The sequence below is a fragment of the Methanobrevibacter sp. genome (assembly GCF_045586545.1).
Classification (GTDB): domain Archaea; phylum Methanobacteriota; class Methanobacteria; order Methanobacteriales; family Methanobacteriaceae; genus Methanocatella.
In genome coordinates this window covers 1-24,147 of record NZ_JAZNAN010000026.1, presented here as the reverse complement: position 1 = coordinate 24,147, position 24,147 = coordinate 1, and the positions used below count along the sequence as shown (strand labels likewise).

Sequence of the window (24,147 nt, the reverse complement as noted above, 5' to 3'; positions counted from 1 at the left end):
TGATATATTATACTATGTAAATATAGTTTTAAATATTTTTAATTACATAATTTTAATCAATAGGAGAATTTATCATGAAGGTTTTAGTTGTTGGAACTGGTGCTCGTGAACATGCTATTGCTGATGCCCTTAAGGATGATGTAGAATTATACTGTTACATGAGTAAAATAAATCCTGGAATGTCAAAAATTGCTGAATATAAGCAAGGTGACGAAGGAGAAGTTGAAAAAGTAGCGGAATATGCTGTTGAAAATGACATTGACATTGCATTTATTGGTCCTGAAGCTCCCCTTGGAAAAGGAATTGTAGATGAGCTTCAAAAAAATGGAATAAGCTGTGTTGGACCAACTCAAAGTGCAGCAAGAATCGAAACTGACAAGTCATTTATGAGAAAACTGTTTGAAGATTACGAAATTGAAGGATCTTTAGTCTACAAAGTATTTGATAACTCAGAAGACGTATCTGCATTCTTGGATGAATTTGACCGTGATGTTGTTGTAAAGCCGGTTGGATTAACTGGTGGTAAAGGAGTTAAAATTGTAGGTGACCACCTTAAAGATAATGAAGAAGCAAAAGAATACTCATGTGAAGTAATTGACAATGAAATGGGTGGTTTTGCTCAAGTAATTATTGAAGAAAGATTAATTGGTGAAGAATTCACTATACAGGCATTCTGTGATGGAGAACACTTGGCTCCAATGCCTGCCGCACAAGACCATCCTCATGCATTTGAAGGGGATGTAGGTGCAATTACTGGTGGTATGGGTTCATACTCTGATGTAGGAGGATTATTACCATTCTTAAGTCAAGAAGATTATGATAAGGCAGTAGATATAATGCAAACAACTTTAAAAGCTATTGCCGAAGAGGCAGAGCCATACAAAGGAATTCTTTATGGCCAGTTCATGTTGACCGCTGATGGCCCTAAATTAATCGAGTATAATGCAAGATTTGGTGACCCTGAAGCAATGAACGTTTTGCCTTTACTTAAAACTCCATTAGTTGATGTCTGTCAATCTATTGTAGACGGCAATCTAGATTCAGTGGAATTTGAAGATAAAGCTAGCGTATGCAAATACATCGTACCTGACGGATATCCGGAAACTCAATATGCCGGTGAATTAATTGAAGTTGATGAGGAAGCTATTGAAAAATTGGGCGCTAAAGTATTTTATGCAGCTGTCTCAGCCGAAGATGATGGGATTCACCTATCTGGTTCAAGGGCATTAGGCATTGTAGCTAGTGGCGAAAGCATTGAAGAAGCTGAAAAAATAGCTGAAAAAGCATGCGAGTTTGTTAAAGGTAATGTCTACCACAGAAGAGATGTGGGAACAACCGAACTTGTGAACAAACGTATTGAACATATGAAAGAAATTTTAAATTAAATTTCTTTTAAAATTTTTTTGATGTTTATGAGTGATGAAGAAATCGATGAAAAATATGAAAAACTTATAAGAATCAAAAATCATCTTGATGCAATTAAAAATGATTGGGATGATGAGACTTTGGAAGAATTAAGAGAGTTCATGCAGGAGAAATACTCTGGAACAAATCTTCAGGGTAATACTCTTCTTATTAATTCTACTGATGGTGAAAATAGTCAAGGAAACTCTAATAATAGCTTTTTCAGTCGTATTTGGGATGCATTTGATAAGAATGTCGGTATTGACCCTGGAAGGTTGGTAGGTCTTTCCGATGGTATTTTCAGTATCGTAATGACCCTTCTTATATTCGGCATTACCATTCCCGAATTGGCGGAGTATACTTATGAAAATTTTCTATCAACTTTTTTATCATTGCTTCCTACAATTGGAGTCACTTTGGTAAGTTTTGTCATAATAAGCTCTTTTTGGATCTATCACCATGAATATATAAAACTTAAAAATCTGAATATTCTATATCTATGGTTAAATATCATATTCTTAATCTGCATATCATTTATTCCTTTTTCAACCAGTTTAATAGGAAACTATGCTGAATTTTTCGCATCTGAGGTTGTATTTGGAATAAACATTTTGCTGGCAATAATTTCATTTTTATTAATGTATGTTTATGCATATAAAAAAGACTTTTTAGAAAATAAACCTTCAAAAACAGAAAAGAACCATGTTTTACTCACATTAGGAAGTATAATGGGCTTAACAATTATCGTAAATCTCCTGGATTTTAATATTTCAAACAAGTATATATATCTATTCCTATTGATTCCAGTGTTATCCACTATTTTAGATACTTGGTACCAATATAAAAATTCATAGAAAACTTTAATATATATAAATAAAAAATATTTATTTTTCTATATTATATATAAAGGGGATTTGAATGGGTAGTTTATTGTCAGTAAAAGACATCAAAGATGATGTTAAATACATTTTAGATTTAGCTAGCAAAATCAAAGCGGGCAAAATGGAAGAAAGACCTCTTGAAGGAAAAACATTAGCGATGATTTTTGAAAAGTCTTCTACAAGAACTAGACTTTCTTTCGATGTTGGAATGTACCAATTGGGTGGAAGAGCAATCTTTTTGTCTTCCAACGATTTGCAGATGGGTAGAGGCGAACCGATTTATGATACTGCAAAGGTTTTAAGCCGTTTTGTTGATGGAATAATGATTCGCGCTAAAAAGCATTCCGATGTTGAAGAGCTTGCTGAACATGCTGACATACCTGTTATCAGTGGATTGACCGATTTGGAACATCCTTGCCAAGCGTTGGCTGACATGTTAACAATCAAAGAACATTTGGGTGATTGGGAAGGTAAGAAAATCTGTTTTGTCGGTGATGGAAATAATGTATGCAACTCCCTTTTATTGATTGCTCCTCTTTTAGGAATGGACATGTCTGTAGCTTGCCCTAAAGGTTATGAACCTGCTGAAGATATTTTAGAGACTGCAAAAGAATATGCCTCCGAAAACAACACTGAAATTATTGTCAGTGATGATATTGGCGTTGCATTGGAAAATGTTGATGTTGTTTATACTGATGTTTGGGTCAGTATGGGCGATGAGGCTGAAGCGGAACAAAGAGAAATGGACTTTGCACCATTCCAGGTTAATTCCGATTTGATGAATTTGGCTAATGATGGAGCTATTTTCATGCACTGTTTACCTGCAATCAGAGGCCAAGAAGTTACTGCCGATGTAATTGACGGCCCGCAATCCGTTATTTTTGATGAAGCGGAAAACAGAATGCATGCACAAAAAGCTGTTCTATATTATTATATGAAAGATTAGGGTTTTAAACTCTCAATCCCTTTTTTTTAAAATGATCCTATAATTGCAAATACAATAAATATTCCAATTAGGCATAAACAGCAACTTACCCAGTCAGAGTTTCCCTTGTTGGATGAACTGCTTGTGGTAGTGCTTTTGCCTGTATTTTGATTATTGTTTTTAGGTGTTTCAATCACTTCTGTTCTGATAACCTCTTCTTCTAATTTTTTTCCGCAATTTCTGCAATATATAGCTTCTTCAGGGTTTTCTTCACCACAATATCTACAGAACATAAGAAATCCACCTTAAAATTATTTTAAAAAATATTATTAAACCAATCCCACCAATAAAGCCTGTAACAAATCGTAATGGATTTGTACTTTCTCTCGGGCCGAAATATTGTGTTAAACCGTCAACCGCCACCGGAATGATTAAGATTATTGAAATAAAAAACATGGTCAGGTCATAGCTATGGGTGTAAAAACAGCAATATATTAGATATGCAAGTAAACCTGCATAAAATCCGGTACATCTGGCGCAGACTGGGAATTGATGGCCTTTAATGAAAAAACTCCTCTCCGGCATTCTGTGGCAAATAAATTTTGGAATCTCCATATTATCAACTTAAGTACATAATATTATTTCAATAATTATATATATTTTTTTATACATATGTAAATGCATAATAAATTAAAAGGTTTTTACAATGAGAGGCGGAGAAGCGATAATTGAATCCCTTAAAAATATGGGGGTTAAAACTATATTTGGTTATCCTGGTGGACAAACCATACCATTCTATGACATGTTGTATGATTCCGACATGGATCATATATTAGTTAGACACGAACAATGCGCAGCTCATGCAGCTGACGGTTATGCAAGAGCATCTGGTCGTGTGGGTGTGTGTTTGGCAACTTCAGGTCCCGGTGCAACAAACCTTGTAACCGGTATAGCCACTGCATATATGGATTCTTCTCCAATTATAGCTATAACCGGACAGGTTCCTACTCATTTAATTGGAAATGATGCTTTTCAGGAAGCAGACATTATTGGAATAACCATGCCTATTGTTAAACATAGTTATCAACCAAAAAATCCGGATTTAATACCTTCAATGGTCAAATCCAGTTTTGAAATTGCTGCTAGTGGAAGGCCAGGCCCGGTTTTGATTGATGTTCCTAAAGAAGTTCAAGAAGGGGAATTGACAGATTTCGATGATTCTTTGATTGAAACTCCAGGTTATAACCCTACTATTAAAGGGAACATTAGACAAATCAAGAAGGCACGTGATTTAATAAAAGAAGCTAAAAGACCATTGATTTTAGCAGGTGCCGGTGTTATTATATCAAATGCATGCTGTGAATTGAAAAAACTTGCATATACAATTAATGCTCCTGTAATGACTTCACTTTTAGGTAAGGGAGCTATTGATGAAACCGATGATTTATCATTGGGTATGCTAGGTATGCATGGAAGAAAGGTTTCAAACGATTCAGTTAATGAAGCTGATTTATTAATAGCTATTGGAGTTAGATTTTCAGATAGGACTACTGGAAGATTAGACAGTTTTGTTCCAGATACAAAAGTGATTCATATTGATATTGATCCTGCAGAAATCGGCAAGAATGTACCTGTCGATTTGCCGATTGTAGGTGATGCTCGAAATATTTTAACTTCATTAAATAAACTTTTAAACGATTATGAGGTTTCAAATGAAGTAAATGATTGGGCTAACAAAATAAAACAAAGAAAACAAGATTTGCTTCCAAGAGTAACCTACAGCGATGTTCCATTAAAGCCACAGACAGTAATTAAAGAGATTTCTGAAGTCTTAACTCCTGAATCAATTTTAACAACTGATGTTGGCCAAAATCAGATGTGGGCAGCACATTTCTATGACACACAAAAGCCACGCAAATTCATTTCCTCTGGAGGACTTGGAACAATGGGATTCGGTTTCCCATCAGCTATTGGTGCAAAGGTAGCCTGTCCTGATAATCCGGTTGTATCCATTAACGGAGATGGTGGATTTTTAATGGTTTGTCAAGAATTAGCTACTGTTCATGAATATGACATACCGGTCATTGCTGTTGTTTTAGAAAATAGGACATTAGGAATGGTATACCAATGGCAAAGTTTGTTATATAATAATAGACATTCTCAAACCTTACTTGGAAACAGTCCAGACTTTGTTAAATTAGCAGAAAGTTTCGGTGTAAATGCAGTTAGAATTACAAAACCTGGTGAAACTAAAGATGAATTGGCGAAAGCAATTAAAGATAATGAACCAATTTTATTAAATGTCGTAATTGACTCTGAAGAAGCTTTGCCTATGCTTCCTCCTGGAGCAGGAATTAATGAAATGATTGGTGAATATAAACTTGAAAAGGATGTGATTTAAATGGATAGAAAATACCATGTTATTTCTACATTAGTTGAGGACAAACCAGGGGTTCTGCAAAAAGTAGCAGGATTGTTTAATAGAAGAGGATTCAATATTGACGGCATTACAGTTGGAAACTCAGAAGTAGAAGGATTATCCCGTATGGTAATTTCTGTACATGCTGACCAAAAAGGTTTAGAACAAGTCATAAAGCAATTAAATAAATTAGTTGATGTTATCAAGATTAAAGATATTACTAAAAATGCTGTTAAAAGGGAATTATGCCTTATTAAGGTCAATATCCCTAATGCAAATGCAAGAGCAGAGATTTTGCAGTATACTAATATTTTCAGAGCAAATATTGTTGATGTTTCTGAAGAGACATTGATTATTGAGTTAACTGGAGATAAAGAGAAAATTAATGCATTTATATCTTTAGTAGAAAATTATGGAATTAAAAAAATAGCCCGTACTGGCCTTACAGCAATGGCAAGGGGAGTTTAAAAATGACTATATTGGAAAATGTTTTAGAAGATAATAAGAAATTTGTAGAAAACTTTGAAGGCGAAGAGATGTCTCACCATGCAGCTAAAAAATTAGCTATTTTAACTTGTATGGATTGCAGATTAATTGATTTCTTTGAACCTGCATTAGGTCTTGAAAGAGGAGACGCAAAAATTGTTAGAAATGCAGGAAACTCCATTGTTGGTGAAGATGCAATTAGATCCATTGGAGCTGCTCTTTACAATTTAGGTTGTGAAGAGGTATTGGTTGTTGGTCACACAGAATGTGGTATGGCCGGTGCAGATGCTGAAGCTTTAAAAGAAAAAATGCTTGCTAGAGGCATTAAAGAGGAAGACATTGCTAAATATGATTTGGCAGAATGGATTGGCGGATTTGAAGACGAAGAAGAAAACGTTAAAAACGTTGTAGAAAAAATCAAAAACCATCCATTAATCCCAGACGTACCAGTGCACGGTCTTATCATTGATATTGTAACTGGTGAGTTGAAAGTTTTAGTAGATGGCTACTAATATTTGAAAAAAAGTTAAAGAGAATATTATTTAAATAATATTCACTTTTTTATTTTTATAACTGATTTTGCGGAAATTTTAATGTTCTTATTTCCAGAAGAGATTGCAACCTTATGCTTACCTATTTTTAAGGATTTTGTGTTTAATTTAGCTATTCCCTTTTTATTTGTTTTGACAGTAAATGTTTTGTATTTTTTGCCAGTATAAACTTTGATTTTAACTTTAACATTGGAAATGGCTTTTTTGGTTACTTTATTTTTGACACTAACTTTGAAATATTTGGATTTTTTGAATTTATTGTTCACTTTTTTTGCTTTCACTGTTGTTTTGATTTTCTTTATTTTTAAATCTACAGTCATGCCATGTTCAATATCCCTATATGTGAATCCAGGTGTTTTATAAGAGATATCGAATGATCTTTTTCCGGTGACTTTAAGTTTATAGGTAGCAATTCCCTTTTTATTTGTTTTTACTTCATGGGTATCGTAGCTGTGCAGGTCTAGAATATATAATGTTTCATCTGCAACAGGGTTTCCCTTATAGTCTTTTAACTCAATAATCAGCTTATCCCCATAATTATAGACTTTTTTATTTGAGACTATAATTTCATTAAGGGTGTCTATTTCGATATCTTCATCATTGATTAAATATTTCCCGGTTGAATTTACCAGATATGTGTTTGTGCTTGTATAATTTGTTTTGACAAGACATGGGACTGTTGTAGGTTCCTCTTCATAAACGAAATGCTTTTCAGTATAATTTTTTGTTTTGATTATGTCTTCAAGACTTCCAGAATCATAAAATGTGGAGTTGTTTAGGGCCAGATCTGAAAAGAAAAGGAGCATCTGTGCATTTTTCAATTCGCTATTGTCAAGTGAAACGATAGTGTCTGTTGTATTTATTTCAGCATTTTCTATTGTTGAGTCTATGGAGGTAAATATTGATTTTTGGGAGTATATTGAATTTGGAAGCATGGTGATGTTAGTGTTGTTCAATATGGATTCTTTTAGATAAACTGTTGAACCTAGTGAGAAGTAACCTGCATAGGTTTGGATATTGGAATTGTTGATGGTGGAATTGTCAACAGCCATTTTTGACATTCCCAATTCAATGTTTGGATTGTATAGCTCACAGTTCTCAATTCCAATTAAATTAGAATAGAAGTATAAATCAGTATCCTTCAGTTCTGATTCTGCAATGACTATCTTATTGCTGCTCAGTTCCATTTTTGAATCATATAACTTTGAATTTATTAGATTAAGGTAATTGATGATTTCAAAACGGCTACCGCCGATAAGTGCAATATATGTTGAGGTGTAGATGGATTTTGATTTGAGAACTGAGTTGTAGAAAACACATTCGCTGATATTGAATCCTCGTGAAACGCTGCTTCCGTATAGTACGCAGGATTCCAGTTGGGTGTTGTTAAAGATGCAGTCGTCGAAAGAATTGTTGAGTTCATAGTTTGTATAGTTTGCATTGATGAATGTACAGTTATTAAAGACCATTTCATGCCATGTAATCATGTTGATGTCTTTGAATGTAATGTCCTTAAAAGCAAGGGTTTTGCCTGTATCCTTAACATTGTATCCGTCTCTCCAACCAATATAGATAATGTTTCCATCGTCTTTTTTGGGTTCCTCGCAGTCAAGATATAGTGTATTGTTTTTCCCATCGATTGTTGTTTTCCCGTTAATTCCTTCAAATGTTAATGACTTGTTGATTAGGATATGTGTTTCGTTGCTTTGCTCTTTTGGAACAATATCATAGGTTTTTTCATCTAATTGGATGTTATCGTTTTCATCGGCATTATTAATCAGTATTTCAAGGTCATCATTGGAATCTGTTGAATTTTCACTGGCAGATGCCGCACCAACGATTAAAAATAAGATAAATAACATTATTGTCATTTTAATTAATCTTTTCTTAATAATATCACCTTATACTAATGTTGTATATTATAAGTTAAATAGATTTAATCTTTTAAGTTACTTTTATTAATATAGAAATTCATAAGTATTATGTGATATTTTATTAGATATCTTAATATTTACAAAATTATTTAAGAGATGATTTTAAATGAAAATGTATTACGACGACGATGTAAATACAGACGCTCTTGAAGGAAAAACCATTGCTGTAATCGGTTATGGTTCTCAAGGAAGAGCACAATCAAGAAACATGGCTGATAGTGGAGCTAATGTTATTGTTGGTGTAAGAGAAAACGGTAGTTCTTGGAACTTAGTTCAAGAAGATGGAATGACTGTAAAAACTATTGAAGATGCGGCTGCTGAAGCTGATATTATTCACATTTTGCTTCCTGACGAAATCCAAGAAAAAGTGTACAACGAACAGATTGCACCATATGTTGAAGCTGGAAACACTATTTCATTCTCTCACGGTTACAACATACACTTTGGATTAATCCAACCTGGCGAAGATGTAAACATCGTAATGTTTGCACCAAAAGGACCTGGATCCATGGTAAGAAGAACTTTCGAAGAAGGATTCGGTATTCCAGGTTTAGTAGCGATAGAACAAGACGCAACCGGTGATGCAATGCAACTTGCATTAGGCATGGCAAAAGCATGCGGTTTAACCAAAGCGGGTGTTTTAGAAACTACTTTCCAAGAGGAAACAGAAACTGATTTATTCGGGGAACAAACAGTTTTATGTGGAGGTATCACTGAATTAATCAATGCCGGATTCACCACTTTGGTTGAAGCAGGATACCAACCTGAAATCGCTTACTTTGAAACCTGCCACGAAGTAAAACTTATCGTTGATTTAATCTACGAAAAAGGTTTTGCTGGAATGTGGACTGACGTAAGTAACACTGCTGAATATGGTGGATTGACTAGAGGAAAAAGAATCATTACTCAAGAAGCTAAAGATGGTATGAAAGCAGTTTTAAAAGAAATCCAAGATGGAACCTTCAAAAAACAATGGGCAGATGAAAACGCTACTGATGGAGCTAACTTAAAAGAAATGAGAGCTGCTGAAGGTCAAAAAGAAATTGAAATTGTTGGTGAAAGGTTAAGAAAAGCTTGCGGATTACAAAAAGACGATTAAGTCTTTTTGTTCTTTTTTTTATTTTATTTTATTTAATTAGTGATAATCATGGTATTTATTGGAATGGACCATGGGACTACTGGAATCTCTTTTTGCATATTGTCCGATGAAGGGGATGTTGTTGAAGTTTTCAAAATCGGAAGGGAGGAAAGTAAACAGGGTTTGGTTTCTGCAGCTGAAGAGATAACTAAACGTGTTGACTTGGAAGATATTAACTTAATGGCCATCACTTATGCTATGGGTGATGGAATAAACCAAATTTTACCAACCTCTAAAGTTAAGGATAGGGGAATTCTATCCATCAGCGGAGCAGGTAAAGTTACTGGTGGCGGAACATCTGTTTTTAGTGAATTGGAAGAATTGAATATCAATTCAGTCATGATTCCAGGGCTTCACAAAAATTCAGAATCTCTAGACAAGCTGTTTAGAGCGGCTTACTCTCATCAAGCCAGCCCAGAAAAGGTCAGTATTTCATACAATGCAGTTAAGGAAACCGGATGGTCAAATTTTATTGTAGCGGATATTTCATCAAACAGTGTAGATATCCTAATTGAAGACGGCAAAATCAAAGGTGCAATCGATGCATGCCTAGGCGCAATGGGCATTGTACATGGGCCGCTAGATTTGGAAATGATTAGAAAAATCGATGAAAACAATGCTTCTGCAAACGATTGTTTTTCACATGCAGGCGCCATAAAAATTGCTGGAATTGATGGCAAGGTAGCTAACATGAAAGATCAGCTACTGGAAAACTACAGAAACGGCGATGAAAAGGCAAAACTTGCCATTGATACTTTAGTCATGACTGTTGCAATGGAAATTGCCGGTTTGGATGTTGTATGCAAAAACGATATTGAAGGCATTGTCCTTACAGGATCTGTTGGAAGTGCAACAGAACCGTTCAACTTTGAAGAGGAAATAAACAAATATTTCAAAAACAAGTACCCTTTAAAAGTTATATCTAAAGAATCAGGAGCTATTGGTGCAGCTCAAATAGCGATGGATGTTTATAATGGTGAAAAAGAAATATTAGGTATTAAAGTAAATATCTAATCTTCTTTTAAACTTATAAATATAATATTTCCGCCTTTTACGGTTTCTAAACCATTTTCATTTTCTAAAACTAGATTTAAATAGTTATCAATAGCAACAACTTTTCCTTCGCTTTGATAGTCGCCCCTTAAATCTACAGTTACATATTTATTTTTAAATTGTCTAAAAAGTTTATTTACATTATCTTTATCTTGACTCATTTTTTCAAATCCTTGAGTAATTCTATTTCTATTTTGAAATTTCAACTTTAAATACTTTAACATTCTATATAATATTATGGCAATCAATCAATTAGAAAGTAATTTAGCGGCTATTACCCGTACAATAGATCAGTTAAAAAAAGACGGATGTACTGATGAAAAGATTTTAAATGAATTAAGACAAGAAAGGGATAAGATACTTAAGGATTTAAACCTATAACCATCTATTTTAACCATTCCTTTAATGAGCTCATATCACTAGTCAAATCAATTGTAAGTGGTGTTATTGTAGTTTTCTGAGCTCTTCGCAGTTCATAACCGTCAGTTCCAGGTTTGTCTGACTCGTAAAGTTCGCCGCCAATCCAGTAATATGGCTTGCCGCGCGGATCCAATCTCTTGTCGATAACCGGAACATACATTCTTTTTCCTAATTTTACAACTTCAAATTCTTCATTTATTGGATTTTCAGGGATATTGACATTCAACAGGTCAACTCCTTCAGGTAATCCTTTTTTCAGCACAATTTTAGCCAGTTTGTGCAGCATCTTTCCTGCAAAACTAAAGTCTATTTCTATTTCACCGTTATCAAACTTAACCTCGTCTCTTGTCACTTCCAGTGAAATTGCGATTGACGGTATTCCAAAGCTTGCAGCTTCAATTGCCGCTCCCAAGGTTCCTGATGTTGTAAGTTCGGCCTGTCCAATATTAAAACCGGTATTTATTCCTGAAATCATTATGTCCGGATTTTCATCTAATATTTCAAATAATCCTAATGTCACGGCATCAGTGGGTGTTCCATTTACACCATAGCCTAGACTTCCATCTTTCAAAGTAAATGTATCTATTCTTAATGGTTCATATAATGTTAAAGCATGACCTATTCCACTTTGCTGTCTTTCAGGAGCAACCACATAGGTATCGCATAAATTATCCACTGCCTTTTTTGCAGCCAGGATTCCTGAAGCAGTTATTCCATCATCATTACTTATTAATGCTTTCATAGTATAATTAAGTGATTTTATTATTTAATAATTTTATGTTTTTTCAATGTTATAACAAACTTTAATAATAATTTAATTTATAAAATATATTATTAATATTTGAAAAAACACACGTGGGTGGGAACTTTGGAAAAACCACAATTGATTAATTTTATAGCTAAAGTAATGGAAGACTCTGGGTTTAAGGTTTACAAGAATTTTAAGACCTCCCAAAAAGTAATAGATATATATGCTATTTTACCCACAACAATTGGGGATTTTGGGGTAGTAGTAGCATGTAAAAATTATGATAAGGATTTTCAAATCGGTGTAGATGTATTAAAAGAAATGGAAGAAGTCCAGGAAAGTTTAAAAGCTTCCAAAGTAACTATTGTTTCATCTTCTTACTTCTCCGAGCAGGCAAAAAACTATGCTTTGAGAAAAAACATCAAACTGGTCGATAGGGACAATTTGCTGGAGCTTGCTAAGAAATATCAGGACAGGACTTCACAAACTACTTTGGATAATACTCCATATGATGGCGGAGCTTCCGCATATATTGAAGAGGAATACCCTGAATATTATGAGTATGATGCTTCAGACATGGAATATATTATGCAGAGAAGAAATGCAAATCCTAACATCTATAAAAATACTTTGTACCGCCAAATCGATGAGGACAGACCTAAGGGAATATCCTCTCTTTTAAGCAATGTCACAGGTCTTTTGAATGGTGGAAATGGAAGAAGATCTTCCAATAACTATACTAACTTATATAATTATCAATCTCGCCAATCCTCATTTGGCCCTGGAACTTTAGCATTTAAATTAATAAGCAATCCAATCGTTTTAATTCTATTGGTAGTCATTGTTTCCTACTTGCTTTCATTCATTGCAGGAAATCTTTTAGGAATCGATGCTGGAATTTGTGGATTAATAGAGATGGTTGTGGCATTACTTTTAGCTTATGGTCTTTCTTTATACACTGATAGAAATCGCGATTTTGTTGTAAAAGGAACATTCGTGTTCTTCATTTCATTAATTATCTTAATTATATTAATTTTTGTTTAAATTAATATAATTAAAATTCATTATTATTAAAATTAATCCTATAAAGTATAAAAACCAAATCATTATGTCTGTTGGTCCGGTTTCTATCCAAATCAATGTGTGTGTTAAGATAATGGAGTAAATTCCCACTCCAATTCCTTTTTTTAATTTGTATACTAGTTCTAAAAACAGTCCCATAAACAGCATCTGAATTGTAAGGCCGATTAGTCCAAAATCAAGATAAACGGGTCCGAATAGTGTTGAAGTAGCACAGAAACTGTATTTCATTACATATTCTCCAACAAATGTCCTTGGACTTCCGGATGAAAAAATCATGCTTAAGATATGTCCATGTGTAGTTCCACCTAATGGAATAATCTTTTCGAATAATTCTAATGTGAAAGCTGATCTGTAGAATATTAATTCCAATGGATTCAGTGTCCAGTGCTGTGTTGCAATGGATTGGGATGCGATATAGCCCACGGCCATTATTCCGATAGCTATCACTGCAACAAAAATGATGCCTATTTTTTTGGAAATTTTATCCAAGTAATAAAGGGTAATGAACGCACTTCCCAGAATTCCCAATACGGAGGTTCTATAACCGTTCAAACCAAAAATCAGAGCTCCTAAAAGAACCAAAATCAGATATTTTCTGTCATAATATTTTGCAAGCAAGATATTAATCATTATTAGGAACAGGGGATAGGCTATTCTCCAAATGTTTGTGGTTGCCTTTGCTTTAAGTTCACTATTGAAAAGCGGAATCCCTCCAAGAAGAATAATGTTTGATGTTTGAAGGATTAAAGCTATTATAACAAGTATCAAAAGCAGTCTTTCGGATAAAAAGCTTATTTCTTTTGTGTTTTCCACATTTACCTTGTATTTTACGATTATCATACCGATTGCAAATATTATGCAGGAAAAAAGAATTAGCGCGATTACTTCCATGTCAAGGGGGTCATCAAATCTGTAATTAAACGAACCGATATATCCCATTGCCAAAAAGGCTAGTATCGCAACGATTAGTATGTAAGGATTGAAAAAGTCAATTTCTTTGAGATTCATGTCATCCTCCAAGTTCCTTTGCAGAAATTGCCAGATTTCCTCCAAAGTTAGGCATTGCCGCAACATGGGTGTGAACGTAACTTGCAAGGGTATTTCTTTCCATAAATCCATCCTGGTTATTATATGAGCCTTTTCCTCTTAATATGTTGAATGCAAGCTTGTGTTTTAGATTGTTTTCATCTACAAGAACTTTTGAATAGTGGAATTCATGCCCATGGAACTTTTCACCTTTTTTGGAGATGATGTTGTCTTCAGTCACTTCAGCTATTGTATATTTGAGAGCCTGCACCCTATCTGTCAGGATTGCCTTGTAGGGATATACATCAACGACTCTGTCTTCATGGATGGAATTCATAAGATACATTAAACCGCCACATTCGGCAAATATAGGTCGGTCTTCAAGGTGGAAGGTCTTGATTTCACGAAGCATATTTTCATTTGCGCTGAGTTCTTTTGAAAAGAGTTCTGGATATCCTCCGCCGATGTACAATCCATCAACGTCAGGAAGTCCTTCATCGCTTAATGGTGAGAAATATTCTATTTTAGCATTGTTTGCTTCCAGTGATTCAATGTTTTCCTTATAGTAGAAGTTGAATACCTCATCATATGCCACTCCGATTTTAACGGGCTGTTTGTTTAGCTTGTTCCAAATCGGAATGATTTCGGAAGTTATTTTTGGGGCGGATTTGGCTATTTCAACCAGCCTGTCCAAGTCAATTGATTCCTTGATTGTCTTTGACCAGATGTCAATGAATTTAAGTGAGTTTTCCCTTTCACGTGCAGGAACAAGGCCCAAGTGTCTTTGCTCAATTGAAATGCTGTCATCACGAATTATTCCTCCGATAACTTCGGTTTTTGTTATCTCTTCAATTGATCTTTTTGTTTTTTCGTAGTGCGCCTTGTTTTTGACCTTGTTTAGAATAACTCCTGCAATATTGATTTCAGGATCTAATGCTTTGAAACCTAGAACTAGTGCAGCGGCACTTTTGACCAGGCTTCTTGAGTTGATAATTAATATTACTGGTGCTTTAAGGGATTTGGCAACCGAAGCCGTACTTCCAATATCATTAATGGAATCAATTCCTTCATATAGTCCTCTAACGCCTTCAATAATAGCAATGTCTTTGCCCTCCATTCCCTTAATGAATGAATCTCTAACCTGTCCCTCTTTCATGAAGAATGAATCTAGGTTTCTTGAGACATTTCCTGTAGCTAAGGTATGATAAGAAGGGTCAATATAGTCTGGTCCGACTTTAAAAGGTTGAACATTATATTTTTCACTTAAGGCTTTCATTATTCCGGTAGCTATTGTAGTCTTTCCCACTGCACTACCTGTTCCTGCTAAAATAATTCTCATAATATTAAATTGTATTTACATCATATTAATTAATTTGTTTTTTGTATTAATTTTTAATTAACATATTTTATATAACATTAAAAATAAAATTTAAATCATAATATATGGTGATATAATGAGAATTTTATTAATTCATTCTGATTATTTAAATTATAATGTAAAGAATAAAACACCTGTAGCTGAAGATATTGAGGAAGCTAAAATGGAAGGCTCCTTCGATGACTCTTTAGTAGTGTTTACAGCTGTTGAAAAAGATGATGAGAATAATCCAGAAGGCGTAGTTAAAAATTTAGTTAGTGAAGTTAAGAAAACCAATGATCAAGTTAAAGCTGAAAATATTGTTTTGTATCCATATGCTCACTTATCTTCATCATTAAGCTCTCCAAAAGTTGCTGTACAAATATTGAAAGATGCTGAGGAAGCTTTGCTCGCTGAAGACTTTAATGTAAAAAGAGTGCCTTTCGGATGGTATAAGGCATTTGAGATTTCATGTAAAGGACACCCATTAAGTGAACTTTCAAGATCTATAACTGCTGATGAAGAGGAAAAGAAAGTTGAAAGAAAACCTTCCAAATGGCAAATCCTTGAAGGGGACAAAATCACACAGATTGAAGACTTTAACTTTGAAAACAGAGCTTTCAAACAGCTTGTTGATTATGAACTTGGACAGGGGGCATCTGATGAAGGCGAACCTCCACACGTCAAATTGATGAGGGAAAAGGAAATTTGTGATTACGAACCGGCATCTGATGTTGGAAACCTCAGATGGTATCCTAAGGGACGCTTAATTAGAGATTTACTTGCAGATTATGTTTACAACCTTACAGTAGAACGTGGAGCAATGCCTGTTGAAACTCCAATCTTCTATGACCTTGACAATGAAGCAATCTACCAGCATGCCTACAAATTTGGTGAAAGACAATACAGAACTGACACCAAAAAGAATCTTATGCTTAGATTTGCATGCTGTTTCGGCGCATTCAGATTAATGGCAGATTCATACTTGACCTGGAAAAACTTGCCTGCAAAAGTCTATGAATTGTCCACCTACAGTTTCCGTTATGAGAAAAAAGGGGAAGTTGTTGGTCTTAAAAGATTAAGAGCATTCACAATGCCGGATTGTCATTCTTTCTGTACTGATGTACCTGCATCCTTAGAAGAATTCTCAAACCAAACTGACATGTGTATGCAAACAGGTAAGGATTTGGATTTGGACTTTGAAGTAATTTTCAGAGCAACCCAAGACTTCTTTGAAGAAAACGAAGAGTGGATGTATGAAATTGCCAATAAATTTGGAAAACCAATTCTTTTAGAAATCTTGCCTGAAAGACACCATTACTGGGTATGTAAAATCGACTTAGCTAATATTGACGCTTTAGGCCGTCCAATCGAAAATCCTACCGTTCAAATCGATGTTGAAAGCGGTAAAAGGTTTGGAATTACCTACTTGGGAGAAGATGGCGAACAGCACAACCCAACAATCCTGCACACTTCACCAACCGGTAGTATTGAAAGGGTTTTATGCGCAATGCTTGAGAAAACTGCATTGGAAATCAATGAAAAGGCTCCAATGTTGCCGACTTGGTTAAGTCCGATTCAAGCAAGAATATTGACTGTTGGTGAAAATCATAAGGAATTCGCAGAAGAATTATATGCAAAAATCAATGCTTCAAATATCCGTGTAGACATTGACGATAGGGATGAAAGCGTAGGTAAGAAAATCAGAAATGCGGCTCAAGAATGGATTCCTTATATTTTTGTTGTTGGAGATAATGAAGTTGAATCCGGTAAATTCCAGGTAACTGTTCGTGAAACCGGTGATAAAGTCGACATGACAGTTGATGAATTAATAGCTGAAATTAATGCTAAATGTGAAGGAAAACCTTTCAGAAGATTGCCTTTGCCTAAGGATATCTCAAGAAGGATTAACTTCCAATAGTTTATTATGAATAAAAATTATATTATTATATGGAGGAAATTTAATGGACCCAATGTATAAAATAGGAGAAGCTCTTATTGGAGACGGCCCTGAATTAGCACATATTGATTTATTAATTGGAGATAAGTTTGGCCCTGTAGGTCAAGCTTTCGCTAATGGTTTATCTAACCTTTCCGTAGGCCACACTCCATTGACAAGTGTAATCAGACCTAATTTAATGACTAAACCAGCTACTTTAATTATTCCTAAAGTAAGTGTTGGTGATTTAGATGACGCAAGCAAAATATTTGGACCTGCACAAACTGCTGTTGCAAGAGCAGTAGCTGATGCGGTAGAAGATGGATACATCCCAAAAGAAATTGTGGAAGATATTGTAATCAATGTAAGCGTATTCATTGACCCTTCTGCAAAAGATTATAGGAAAATCTATCAATACAACTATGGAGCAACCAAATTAGCTATTAGAAGAGCAATGAGCGGATATCCGGACATAGAAAAAGTACTTGCAGAAAAAGATCGTGGAACTCACCCAATCATGGGATTCAAAGTCAAAAAGCTTTGGTCACCACCATACTTGCAAGTTGCACTTGACCTTGATAATGAAGCTGCAATGGAAAGAATCATTTCCGAATTGCCGGACAATGACAGGATTCTTCTCGAAGCAGGTACTCCACTTGTTAAAAAATTCGGTGTTGGAATTATTGGAAAAATCAGAGCTTTACGTCCAGATGCATTCATTATTGCTGATTTGAAAACTTTAGATGTAGGCCGTGTGGAAGTTAAGATGGCAGCTGATGAAACCGCTGATGCAGTCGCAATTTCAGGTCTCGGTACCATTGAATCAATTGCAAAAGCAATCCATGAAACTCAAAAACAAGGTATCTACTCTATCCTTGATATGATGAATGTAAAAGGATTTGCTGAAAAGTTAGCTTTACTTCCTGATGATTTAAAACCAGACATTGTTTTATTACACAGAAATGTTGATATGGAATCATATAAGGCTGAACATGGTGAGGATGTAAGCGACATGACCGAATGGGGTAACATTAAAGACATTAAGAAAACCCTCGGTGATAAAGGTCTTGTTGCTGTTGCTGGTGGTATCAAACCTAACAATGTTGCGGAAGCTATTGAAAAAGGCGCAAACATCATTATCGCAGGCAGATACATTATCGGTTCAAGAGACGTAAGAAGAGCTGCTCAAGACTTCTTGGAACATTTCGAACCAGATCCAGACAACATGAGACTTGCCATGGATGAAGACGAAAACATTGAAGTAAAAGACAAATAGTAAATTAGATTCATTCTAATTTACAACTATTTTTTTTTAAAGGAGTTTTTTTATGGGATTTTGCAATTCATGTGGAAGACCAATTGTAAAAGAAGATTACGGAACAAATAAGGACGGCAGTCTTAACGATGAATTCTGTAAGGATTGCTATCAGAATGGCGAATATACAGAACCTGACATAACTTTAGAAGAAATGATTGTCAGAAAAACAAAAGAAATGATGGCAAAAAATGATAGATTGCCTGAAACTCATGCGACTGCCATAACCGCTACTTTTATTCCAGGACTTAAGAGATGGAATCCAGAGTTTCAAGAGGATTATAAAACTCTTTAGTTTCCTCTTCTTAAAATAAATTCTTTAACTTTATTAGCTATATACTCATCATGACTTTTGTTAATTTTGATATTATATAGCTGTTCTTGTAATTCGTTGTATTTATCAACCAAATCATTATATTCGACACGAAGTGTGTCATAATCTTTTTCTAAACCTTCGTTAACTTCAAAGATTTCAGCATAACTGGTTTTTGTGTTGAGGGTTTCTTGTTTCAATTGATCATATTTTGAGGTCACTTGGTTATAGCTTTCTCTTATTGAAGCCTGTTCCTCTCTTAAAGTGGTACATTTTGTTTTGAGGTTTTTATTTTCTTCTTTGATACTTGAATATTTGGTTTTGAGATTTTCATTTTCAGTTTTGATGTTGACAAATTTGTTTTTAAGGTTTTCATTTTCGATAATCAATTTTGAATGCTTATCTTTGATTGTATTGTTCTCTTGTTTTAATTCGTCAATATTGCTCTTTTGAAGATTATTGTATTTGTCTTCAATATCTTTTAAACTGAGAATTTTCGCTTTTAGCTCTTCAATTTCTTTTTCATATTCTAAAGAAGATGAGCTTTGATTTCCATTAATTCTTTCCCTCAACAGTTTCACTTCCTCAACATATAAGTAGTTTGCGATTTTTAAAGTATCGTTTTCCTCTTCTCTACTTAAAAAATTTTCAATTTCGCAATTTGGGATAATTAAAACCTCTTCTTTATTGCTGTAGATGTCTTCATTTTTAGGCACTGTAATTTGGATTTGTTCTGTGGTGTATTTTTTCCTTTCACCATTTTTCAGAGTCCTAATATACTCTCTCGAATATTTTTTAACAATACCCTTACCGAATTTCATATATATCCCTAATATTATAGTATTATTATATTAGTTTTTACTTATTATAAATATTATGCAGTTTCGTTATTATTTTAAGTATTCATAATTCAAAAGTTTTTTTAATTAATTTTTATATACTATTTTTATGAAAGTTTTTGGTATTTGCGCTAGTCCTCGCAATAATACAACCGATTATGTATTGTCGCATGCTTTAGATAGGCTTGAAAAAGATGGTTTTGACACGGAAAAGTTTACCTGCATGGGCAAATCCATTAAGCCATGCATGCACTGCGATTATTGTCTGGAAAATAAGAAATGCATCATTGAAGATGATATGAAAGACATCTATAATGGACTTCAAAATGCGGATGGCATTATACTGGCCACCCCTATCCAAAGCGGAAGCATCAGCAGCAATTTGTCTGCCATCATGGATAGGACTAGAGCACTTGAAGCCATTGACTATAATCTGCTTAGAGGCAAAATTGGCATGAGCATTGCGGTTGGTGGAGATCGTACAGGCGGGCAAGATTTTGCTCATTTGGCTAATATTAGTTATTTCATGATACATGGCATTATTCCAGTTAGTGGAGGACCGTTTGGTTCTAATTTGGGAGCTTCATTTTGGTCTAATGACTCTTTAGAGGATATTAAGAAGGATGTTTATGGAATGGAGTCTTTGGATAGAACCTTGCACGAATTTGAAAATTTCTTAAATAAGTATATTTAAATAGTTAGATTAATTTATATTACATTAGTATATTTTTAAGGTTAAATTATGGCAAATAAGTTAATTCGGGGTAGTTTGATAATTTTAATCGGTAATGTAATTTTCCGTATCGGAGGTTACATCTATCGTTTTCTAATGGCGATTCTACTTGGGCCGACTGCCTATGGTATTCTAGGAATTACCTTACCATTTCAAGGAATTTTCCAGACCTTATCTGCTGGGGGACTTCCTCCTGCAATAGCCAAGTATGTTGCGGAATACGAGGCCGTTGATGAAAAGGACATGGCTCGCCAGACCATTTATACGGCCTTGAAAATCATGGTTTTTTTAGGTTTGTTCTTTGGAGCATTAATGATTTTTGTTGTAGCTCCATATCTTGCTTATGGCTATTTGGAAAAACCGGCAGCCCTCGTTCCTTTACAGATTGTAGGGCTTATCACTCCATTCAGTGTAATTGTTGGTGCTTTTAGAGGAGCATTCCAGGGTGCCTATAAGATGGAGTATATCGTCTATACTCGTGCCGTAGAGCAAATTGGTATGATTTTATTTGCAACCGCATTTGTTTTGATTGGACTGTCCACAATCGGTGCATTGTGGGGTACCGTTTTAGGGTATTCACTTTCAGTCGTTGCTGCAGTTTATATTTTTAAGTATCATATGGGAGATTTGATTCCGAAACCTAGTGAGGATTTTGTTTTTACCAGAAAGGATGAGTTGAAACTGGCAACAACCCTGGTCAAATTTTCTATTCCTGTTATCATTACTGCTATTGCCGAAATGCTTATTTATAATATCTGTACAATTGTCATGGGAAGATTCCTGACATTTGACGACATAGGATTTTTTGCAGCGGCAGATCCTATTGCCAGATTGCCTTTAATCATTTCAATTTCCATTGCAACTACAATTTTGCCAGCGTCTTCCGAAGCGTTTAAGCTGAAAGATGTAAGCATGCTTCAGAAATATGTTTCAGAAGCCTATAAATATTCCTTGTTGTTCGTTGTTCCGATGTGCGTTGGCCTTGCATTGTTTGCAGCTCCTACATTGAGGGTACTTTACTTTAAGAACCCTGCTTATGTGGCAGGTGCTATGGCATTGTCAATTTTATCATTGGGTATGACTTTCTATTCTATTTTTGCCATCTCAACAAGTATCATTCAGGGAATCGGAAACCCTAGAATTCCAATGTATATCTTGGTCGGTGGTGCAGTCGTAACTGGTGTTTTAAACTGGTATATGGTTCCATTTTTAGGAATTGCCGGTGGGGCATTGGCTACCAGTATTGCATGCTTTTTGATGATGCTTCCATGTGTTTATATGGTATTCAGATTAACAAATACAAAAGCCCCAACAAAATCTGTTGTTAAAATATTGGCCGCTTCAGCTATTATGGGCGCTTTTGCATGTATTATTCCAAAAACTACAATGTGGCTATTCCCTGGAATATTTGCATGTATTATTGTTTATTTTGTTGCATTAATTCTAGTTAAATTCTTCCAAAAAGAGGACATTGAAAGTTTAAGGCACTTTTCATCTAAATTTGGGCCATTATCTAAGATTGCAAATAAAATGTTGGATTTCGTTGAGAAACTTGAATTTAGAAATTAATTTTAGCGATATGAAAATGCCCTTGTAAATTATTTTCGAATAACAATTATTTTTTTCGATATAGAAAAGTTATTAAATAATAAAAAATATATATAACCTTATTATAATTCGGGGGATTTATAATATGGCTGATGTAAAGGCAGGTGTGGAATATAAGATTAATGTAGATGGTAATTCTTTCCTGTTGGATAGTAAGAAATACCAACTATTGGAATCTATCTTAAATACTGGTTCTCTAACTAGTGCTGCAAAGGAGATTAAGGTTTCATATAGGACTGCATTAAACTATATTGAAAAAATAGAATCAACACTAAACGTTAAAATTGTTAATACAACTAAAGGCGGAAAAGGTGGAGGTGGGGGAACCACTCTAACCGAAGAAGGTTACTCTATCTTGAAAGAATGTAAAAAGATTAATGCTATTATGGAGCTTCATAAGGATGTAAATGAAATTGAAGCCGAAATTGTTGACATCAATGTTAAGAAAGGCGTTATGACAATTAAAATGAACGAATTTGAAATCAATGCTCCATTGAATAGGAATTATGAGTTGGGAGATAAGATTTTAGCTTTAATTAGTTATGATAATATCTTTTTAATGTTGGAACCTCAAACTTCAAGTATACGTAACATACTTAAAGGCCAAATCATCGAAATGAAATTGAACAATGAAATCATTCGTGTCAAAGTCGATGTTGGCGGAGTTGTTTTATGTTCTGACATCACCGTCTCTGCTGAAAAGGAACTAAATCTGAATATAGGCAAGGAAGTCTATCTTGGATTTAAGGCAATGTCAGTTGCGACTTTAAAATTATGAGGTGTTTTTATGTTACAGATTTTAGTTGATGAAGATAAATGCATTGGCTGTGGAAACTGTTATGATATTTGTCCAAAAGCAGCTAAAATTTGGAAAGTTGATAAAGTTGCACATATATTAGATTTAAGATATTGTCATGTTTGTACACTATGTGCCATGGAATGCCCTACAGACTGTATTAAAATCATACGTCCGGGGGAAGAAGATTAAATAATTGAAGGTAAAATTAATTATTTTGTAGGTTAAATTATGACTAGAATTGCAAATGTTTCAAGAAAAACATCTGAAACTGATATTACTATTAAAATGAATCTTGATGGAACCGGTGCTTATGATATTTCAACTGGTGTAAACTTCTTTAATCACATGTTGGAATCATTTTCTAATCATAGTATGATTGATTTGGAAGTAAATGCAGTAGGAGATGTAGAAATAGATGATCACCATACCATTGAGGATATTGGAATATTATTGGGTGAAGCTTTTAGCCAAGCTATTGGTGATAAGAAAGGCATTAAAAGAATGGCTCATGCCATTGTTCCTATGGATGATTCAGTTGCAACTGTGGCAATTGATATTGGTGGTCGTAGCTATTGCAATATGAGTCTCGATTTTAAAAATGAAAAGATTGGGGACATGACTTCTGATGTCGTAATTCATTTCTTCGAATCCTTTTCTGGTTCTGCAAAGGTTAACATTTACGGAACTGTTGAAGGGGCAAATGACCATCACAAGGCAGAAGCTATTTTCAAAGCATTTGCTAAATCATTAAAAGAAGCTGTTAAAGTGGAACATAATCAAATTCCATCCACTAAAGGTGTATTATAGCTAATTAATTTAGCTATCTTTTTTTATTTTTTAATATTTTTTATATTGCTTTTAAAAAGTTTAGTAAAAAATATATTACATTATGGTCTTAAAAAAAAGAAAAAAATGAAAGTAGCAGAATGCTACTTATTGTGGTTTTGAGATTAATTCTGTTTTACAACCAGGGTTTCCTTCTTTCATGTGAGGGGTTCTTAAAACAGTATCATTGGATTTTTCGATTTCTCTTGCTTCTTGTGCTAATTTAGCAGCACATGCAGCAATTTCGTGAGCAGCAGCTACTAATGGGATGAAGTTTTCGAAACCTTTAGTCATGAAACAACCTTTCATGTCTAAGTTAGCAACAGATCCAGCCATTTCGTATGCAGCAAT

Annotated in this window: 27 protein-coding genes; 18 read left to right on the top strand and 9 right to left on the bottom strand. The window is 34.4% G+C overall.

Annotation, left to right across the window (positions count from 1 at the left end):
* Positions 1-74: 74 nt before the first annotated feature.
* From purD to argF, 3 genes are all read left to right on the top strand, one after another.
* On the top strand, positions 75-1,385 hold the full coding sequence (purD, locus tag ACKI3D_RS02285; RefSeq protein ID WP_407391956.1) for a phosphoribosylamine--glycine ligase: 1,311 nt from the start codon (positions 75-77) through the stop codon (positions 1,383-1,385).
* Positions 1,386-1,412: 27 nt separating this feature from the next.
* On the top strand, positions 1,413-2,258 hold the full coding sequence (locus ACKI3D_RS02280) for a TMEM175 family protein (RefSeq protein ID WP_407391954.1): 846 nt from the start codon (positions 1,413-1,415) through the stop codon (positions 2,256-2,258).
* Positions 2,259-2,322: 64 nt separating this feature from the next.
* Positions 2,323-3,231 (top strand): ornithine carbamoyltransferase, encoded by a 909-nt coding sequence (argF, locus tag ACKI3D_RS02275; protein WP_407391952.1) that lies wholly within the window; start codon positions 2,323-2,325, stop codon positions 3,229-3,231.
* A 26-nt stretch (positions 3,232-3,257) separates the two neighbouring features.
* On the opposite strand, the gene ACKI3D_RS02270 is transcribed toward argF, so the two are convergent.
* Positions 3,258-3,503: a zinc-ribbon domain-containing protein gene (locus ACKI3D_RS02270; RefSeq protein WP_407391950.1), complete on the bottom strand. Its 246-nt coding sequence runs from the start codon at positions 3,501-3,503 to the stop codon at positions 3,258-3,260.
* Positions 3,493-3,795, bottom strand: coding sequence for a DUF2085 domain-containing protein (locus tag ACKI3D_RS02265; RefSeq protein WP_407391948.1), 303 nt, complete (start codon positions 3,793-3,795; stop codon positions 3,493-3,495). Before ACKI3D_RS02265 ends, ACKI3D_RS02270 begins: the two co-directional genes overlap by 11 nt.
* A gap of 121 nt (positions 3,796-3,916) precedes the next feature.
* On the opposite strand from ACKI3D_RS02265, the gene ACKI3D_RS02260 reads away from it, so the two are divergent.
* Genes ACKI3D_RS02260 through ACKI3D_RS02250 form a run of 3 tightly spaced genes read left to right on the top strand, consistent with a single transcriptional unit; the run spans position 3,917 to position 6,627 of the window.
* A complete protein-coding gene (locus tag ACKI3D_RS02260) occupies positions 3,917-5,611 on the top strand; it encodes an acetolactate synthase large subunit (RefSeq protein ID WP_407391946.1) in 1,695 nt (564 codons plus the stop codon).
* Positions 5,612-6,097: an acetolactate synthase small subunit gene (gene ilvN, locus ACKI3D_RS02255; RefSeq protein ID WP_407391944.1), complete on the top strand. Its 486-nt coding sequence runs from the start codon at positions 5,612-5,614 to the stop codon at positions 6,095-6,097. It abuts the gene before it with no gap.
* A gap of 2 nt (positions 6,098-6,099) precedes the next feature.
* Complete coding sequence (locus ACKI3D_RS02250; protein WP_407391942.1) at positions 6,100-6,627, top strand: beta-class carbonic anhydrase; 528 nt, start codon at positions 6,100-6,102, stop codon at positions 6,625-6,627.
* A gap of 41 nt (positions 6,628-6,668) precedes the next feature.
* Here ACKI3D_RS02250 and ACKI3D_RS02245 read toward each other — a convergent pair whose 3' ends face one another.
* Complete coding sequence (locus tag ACKI3D_RS02245; protein WP_407391940.1) at positions 6,669-8,537, bottom strand: hypothetical protein; 1,869 nt, start codon at positions 8,535-8,537, stop codon at positions 6,669-6,671.
* A 169-nt stretch (positions 8,538-8,706) separates the two neighbouring features.
* On the opposite strand from ACKI3D_RS02245, the gene ilvC reads away from it, so the two are divergent.
* Both ilvC and ACKI3D_RS02235 read left to right on the top strand, forming a co-directional pair.
* On the top strand, positions 8,707-9,699 hold the full coding sequence (gene ilvC, locus ACKI3D_RS02240; RefSeq protein ID WP_407391938.1) for a ketol-acid reductoisomerase: 993 nt from the start codon (positions 8,707-8,709) through the stop codon (positions 9,697-9,699).
* A gap of 48 nt (positions 9,700-9,747) precedes the next feature.
* Positions 9,748-10,752, top strand: a complete 1,005-nt coding sequence (locus ACKI3D_RS02235; protein WP_407391936.1) for a methanogenesis marker 12 protein — start codon at positions 9,748-9,750, stop codon at positions 10,750-10,752.
* Here ACKI3D_RS02235 and ACKI3D_RS02230 read toward each other — a convergent pair.
* Positions 10,749-10,952, bottom strand: coding sequence for an LSM domain-containing protein (locus tag ACKI3D_RS02230; protein ID WP_407391934.1), 204 nt, complete (start codon positions 10,950-10,952; stop codon positions 10,749-10,751). The genes ACKI3D_RS02235 and ACKI3D_RS02230 overlap by 4 nt on opposite strands.
* A gap of 76 nt (positions 10,953-11,028) precedes the next feature.
* Here ACKI3D_RS02230 and ACKI3D_RS02225 point away from each other — a divergent pair, with 76 nt between their 5' ends.
* Entirely contained in the window at positions 11,029-11,172 is a 144-nt protein-coding gene (locus tag ACKI3D_RS02225) for a hypothetical protein (protein WP_407391932.1), read from the top strand.
* A 4-nt stretch (positions 11,173-11,176) separates the two neighbouring features.
* On the opposite strand, the gene surE is transcribed toward ACKI3D_RS02225, so the two are convergent.
* On the bottom strand, positions 11,177-11,953 hold the full coding sequence (gene surE, locus ACKI3D_RS02220; RefSeq protein ID WP_407391930.1) for a 5'/3'-nucleotidase SurE: 777 nt from the start codon (positions 11,951-11,953) through the stop codon (positions 11,177-11,179).
* A gap of 126 nt (positions 11,954-12,079) precedes the next feature.
* Here surE and ACKI3D_RS02215 point away from each other — a divergent pair, with 126 nt between their 5' ends.
* On the top strand, positions 12,080-13,003 hold the full coding sequence (locus ACKI3D_RS02215) for a restriction endonuclease (RefSeq protein ID WP_407391928.1): 924 nt from the start codon (positions 12,080-12,082) through the stop codon (positions 13,001-13,003).
* Here ACKI3D_RS02215 and ACKI3D_RS02210 read toward each other — a convergent pair.
* Both ACKI3D_RS02210 and cfbB read right to left on the bottom strand, forming a co-directional pair.
* The gene (locus ACKI3D_RS02210; protein ID WP_407391927.1) at positions 12,989-14,050 is read right to left on the bottom strand and encodes an oligosaccharide repeat unit polymerase family protein; all 1,062 of its coding nucleotides are present in this window, start codon (positions 14,048-14,050) and stop codon (positions 12,989-12,991) included. The two genes, ACKI3D_RS02215 and ACKI3D_RS02210, sit on opposite strands and share 15 nt — an antisense overlap.
* Position 14,051: 1 nt before the next feature.
* Complete coding sequence (gene cfbB, locus ACKI3D_RS02205) at positions 14,052-15,407, bottom strand: Ni-sirohydrochlorin a,c-diamide synthase (RefSeq protein WP_407391925.1); 1,356 nt, start codon at positions 15,405-15,407, stop codon at positions 14,052-14,054.
* Between the two features lie 115 nt (positions 15,408-15,522).
* Between cfbB and ACKI3D_RS02200 the strand changes: the two genes are divergently transcribed.
* Genes ACKI3D_RS02200 through ACKI3D_RS02190 form a run of 3 tightly spaced genes read left to right on the top strand, consistent with a single transcriptional unit; the run spans position 15,523 to position 18,974 of the window.
* On the top strand, positions 15,523-17,346 hold the full coding sequence (locus ACKI3D_RS02200; RefSeq protein ID WP_407391923.1) for a threonine--tRNA ligase: 1,824 nt from the start codon (positions 15,523-15,525) through the stop codon (positions 17,344-17,346).
* A gap of 52 nt (positions 17,347-17,398) precedes the next feature.
* On the top strand, positions 17,399-18,640 hold the full coding sequence (locus ACKI3D_RS02195) for a bifunctional 5,6,7,8-tetrahydromethanopterin hydro-lyase/3-hexulose-6-phosphate synthase (RefSeq protein ID WP_407391980.1): 1,242 nt from the start codon (positions 17,399-17,401) through the stop codon (positions 18,638-18,640).
* 52 nt (positions 18,641-18,692) lie between these two features.
* On the top strand, positions 18,693-18,974 hold the full coding sequence (locus ACKI3D_RS02190) for a zinc ribbon domain-containing protein (RefSeq protein ID WP_407391921.1): 282 nt from the start codon (positions 18,693-18,695) through the stop codon (positions 18,972-18,974).
* On the opposite strand, the gene ACKI3D_RS02185 is transcribed toward ACKI3D_RS02190, so the two are convergent.
* The gene (locus ACKI3D_RS02185; protein ID WP_407391919.1) at positions 18,971-19,813 is read right to left on the bottom strand and encodes a phosphoserine phosphatase; all 843 of its coding nucleotides are present in this window, start codon (positions 19,811-19,813) and stop codon (positions 18,971-18,973) included. The genes ACKI3D_RS02190 and ACKI3D_RS02185 overlap by 4 nt on opposite strands.
* 127 nt (positions 19,814-19,940) lie before the next feature.
* Here ACKI3D_RS02185 and ACKI3D_RS02180 point away from each other — a divergent pair, with 127 nt between their 5' ends.
* The 5 genes from ACKI3D_RS02180 (at position 19,941) to hisB (ending at position 23,778) form a co-directional block, all read left to right on the top strand.
* The gene (locus ACKI3D_RS02180; protein ID WP_407391917.1) at positions 19,941-20,525 is read left to right on the top strand and encodes a flavodoxin family protein; all 585 of its coding nucleotides are present in this window, start codon (positions 19,941-19,943) and stop codon (positions 20,523-20,525) included.
* Positions 20,526-20,573: 48 nt separating this feature from the next.
* The gene (locus ACKI3D_RS02175; protein WP_407391915.1) at positions 20,574-22,133 is read left to right on the top strand and encodes a flippase; all 1,560 of its coding nucleotides are present in this window, start codon (positions 20,574-20,576) and stop codon (positions 22,131-22,133) included.
* Positions 22,134-22,257: 124 nt separating this feature from the next.
* A complete protein-coding gene (locus ACKI3D_RS02170; RefSeq protein WP_407391913.1) occupies positions 22,258-22,950 on the top strand; it encodes a TOBE domain-containing protein in 693 nt (230 codons plus the stop codon).
* A 9-nt stretch (positions 22,951-22,959) separates the two neighbouring features.
* Positions 22,960-23,160 (top strand): 4Fe-4S binding protein, encoded by a 201-nt coding sequence (locus tag ACKI3D_RS02165; RefSeq protein ID WP_407391911.1) that lies wholly within the window; start codon positions 22,960-22,962, stop codon positions 23,158-23,160.
* Between the two features lie 39 nt (positions 23,161-23,199).
* Positions 23,200-23,778 carry an imidazoleglycerol-phosphate dehydratase HisB gene (gene hisB / locus ACKI3D_RS02160; RefSeq protein ID WP_407391909.1) on the top strand — a complete coding sequence of 193 codons (579 nt, stop codon included), beginning with the start codon at positions 23,200-23,202 and terminating at the stop codon, positions 23,776-23,778.
* Positions 23,779-23,904: 126 nt separating this feature from the next.
* On the opposite strand, the gene ACKI3D_RS02155 is transcribed toward hisB, so the two are convergent.
* Positions 23,905-24,147 (bottom strand): F420-dependent methylenetetrahydromethanopterin dehydrogenase (locus ACKI3D_RS02155; protein ID WP_407391907.1); only part of this gene is annotated, 243 nt, incomplete at its 5' end.

What these genes read in the sequence shown, in the direction of transcription:
- ACKI3D_RS02195 (WP_407391980.1), top strand. Translation starts at nt 17,399, where the DNA reads ATGTATAAAATAGGAGAAGCTCTTATTGGAGACGGCCCTGAATTAGCA.
- argF (WP_407391952.1), top strand. Translation starts at nt 2,323, where the DNA reads ATGGGTAGTTTATTGTCAGTAAAAGACATCAAAGATGATGTTAAATAC.
- cfbB (WP_407391925.1), bottom strand. Translation starts at nt 15,407, where the DNA reads ATGAGAATTATTTTAGCAGGAACAGGTAGTGCAGTGGGAAAGACTACA.
- ACKI3D_RS02165 (WP_407391911.1), top strand. Translation starts at nt 22,960, where the DNA reads ATGTTACAGATTTTAGTTGATGAAGATAAATGCATTGGCTGTGGAAAC.
- ilvN (WP_407391944.1), top strand. Translation starts at nt 5,612, where the DNA reads ATGGATAGAAAATACCATGTTATTTCTACATTAGTTGAGGACAAACCA.
- ilvC (WP_407391938.1), top strand. Translation starts at nt 8,707, where the DNA reads ATGAAAATGTATTACGACGACGATGTAAATACAGACGCTCTTGAAGGA.
- ACKI3D_RS02190 (WP_407391921.1), top strand. Translation starts at nt 18,693, where the DNA reads ATGGGATTTTGCAATTCATGTGGAAGACCAATTGTAAAAGAAGATTAC.
- ACKI3D_RS02265 (WP_407391948.1), bottom strand. Translation starts at nt 3,795, where the DNA reads ATGCCGGAGAGGAGTTTTTTCATTAAAGGCCATCAATTCCCAGTCTGC.
- ACKI3D_RS02200 (WP_407391923.1), top strand. Translation starts at nt 15,523, where the DNA reads ATGAGAATTTTATTAATTCATTCTGATTATTTAAATTATAATGTAAAG.
- ACKI3D_RS02270 (WP_407391950.1), bottom strand. Translation starts at nt 3,503, where the DNA reads ATGTTCTGTAGATATTGTGGTGAAGAAAACCCTGAAGAAGCTATATAT.
- ACKI3D_RS02250 (WP_407391942.1), top strand. Translation starts at nt 6,100, where the DNA reads ATGACTATATTGGAAAATGTTTTAGAAGATAATAAGAAATTTGTAGAA.
- purD (WP_407391956.1), top strand. Translation starts at nt 75, where the DNA reads ATGAAGGTTTTAGTTGTTGGAACTGGTGCTCGTGAACATGCTATTGCT.
- ACKI3D_RS02230 (WP_407391934.1), bottom strand. Translation starts at nt 10,952, where the DNA reads ATGAGTCAAGATAAAGATAATGTAAATAAACTTTTTAGACAATTTAAA.
- ACKI3D_RS02185 (WP_407391919.1), bottom strand. Translation starts at nt 19,813, where the DNA reads ATGAAATTCGGTAAGGGTATTGTTAAAAAATATTCGAGAGAGTATATT.
- surE (WP_407391930.1), bottom strand. Translation starts at nt 11,953, where the DNA reads ATGAAAGCATTAATAAGTAATGATGATGGAATAACTGCTTCAGGAATC.
- ACKI3D_RS02180 (WP_407391917.1), top strand. Translation starts at nt 19,941, where the DNA reads ATGAAAGTTTTTGGTATTTGCGCTAGTCCTCGCAATAATACAACCGAT.
- ACKI3D_RS02280 (WP_407391954.1), top strand. Translation starts at nt 1,413, where the DNA reads ATGAGTGATGAAGAAATCGATGAAAAATATGAAAAACTTATAAGAATC.
- hisB (WP_407391909.1), top strand. Translation starts at nt 23,200, where the DNA reads ATGACTAGAATTGCAAATGTTTCAAGAAAAACATCTGAAACTGATATT.
- ACKI3D_RS02170 (WP_407391913.1), top strand. Translation starts at nt 22,258, where the DNA reads ATGGCTGATGTAAAGGCAGGTGTGGAATATAAGATTAATGTAGATGGT.
- ACKI3D_RS02235 (WP_407391936.1), top strand. Translation starts at nt 9,748, where the DNA reads ATGGTATTTATTGGAATGGACCATGGGACTACTGGAATCTCTTTTTGC.
- ACKI3D_RS02175 (WP_407391915.1), top strand. Translation starts at nt 20,574, where the DNA reads ATGGCAAATAAGTTAATTCGGGGTAGTTTGATAATTTTAATCGGTAAT.
- ACKI3D_RS02225 (WP_407391932.1), top strand. Translation starts at nt 11,029, where the DNA reads ATGGCAATCAATCAATTAGAAAGTAATTTAGCGGCTATTACCCGTACA.
- ACKI3D_RS02260 (WP_407391946.1), top strand. Translation starts at nt 3,917, where the DNA reads ATGAGAGGCGGAGAAGCGATAATTGAATCCCTTAAAAATATGGGGGTT.
- ACKI3D_RS02210 (WP_407391927.1), bottom strand. Translation starts at nt 14,050, where the DNA reads ATGAATCTCAAAGAAATTGACTTTTTCAATCCTTACATACTAATCGTT.
- ACKI3D_RS02245 (WP_407391940.1), bottom strand. Translation starts at nt 8,537, where the DNA reads ATGACAATAATGTTATTTATCTTATTTTTAATCGTTGGTGCGGCATCT.